Annotated in this window: 1 protein-coding gene; it reads left to right on the top strand. The window is 57.9% G+C overall.

What is annotated here, in order from left to right; all coding sequences use genetic code 11:
* Positions 1 to 73 precede the first annotated feature (73 nt).
* On the top strand, positions 74 to 589 hold the full coding sequence (locus ACW9H9_RS28710) for an AAA family ATPase (RefSeq protein WP_457346721.1): 516 nt from the start codon (positions 74 to 76) through the stop codon (positions 587 to 589).
* Positions 590 to 687 lie beyond the last annotated feature (98 nt).

Raw genomic sequence — 687 nt, 5'->3', positions numbered from 1 at the left:
GTTGGAAGCTGCCCTTGGGCCGCTCTTTAATAAGAACAATCCCGGCCAGCTTCAACTTCAGCAGTGGGTGATCGTGCAGCGCGTGATGATTATTGGCCAACCAGGGTCAGGGAAAAGCAGGTTGGCCAGTGAGATGGGCAGGCGTACCGGCCTGCCGGTCGTTCACATCGATACGATTCATTGGCAGCCTGGGTGGGTCGAGCGAAGCGCAGATGAAAAGACGCGCCTTTGTCACGAAGTCGAGGCGCGCGATCGGTGGATATTTGAAGGCGGTCATTCGGCCGCTTGGGGCAACCGCGTGGCCCGGGCCGATCTCTTGATCTGGATTGATCGTGCCGCGCCGCTGCGCTTCTGGCGCGTGTTTCTGCGAACGTTGACCCAGCGCGGCAGCATTCGACCCGACCTTCCAGAGGATTGCCCGGAGCTGTTGGGAAACCTCCCGGAATTTTTCCGATTTATGTGGACGACCCGTCAATCAGTGCGCGCCAAGATGAACCAACTTGTGGTGACAGCGCCATCGGCATGCCGTGTCGTCTGCCTGCGATCCAATCGCCAGACCCGGCAGTTCCTGATGGGGTTGTGTCGTTGACGAAGCTGGCATCGGGCCACAATTGCGCCAGCAAGCTCTGGTCCGCTAGTGTGCTGTTCGCGAAATAAATTTCTGAGTAATTCGTCTACACTTCAAAC

Source organism: Pseudomonas sp. SDO5215_S409 (assembly GCF_054071325.1).
Note: the sequence above shows the minus strand (reverse complement) of the source record. Positions and strands in the feature narration are given on the sequence as shown.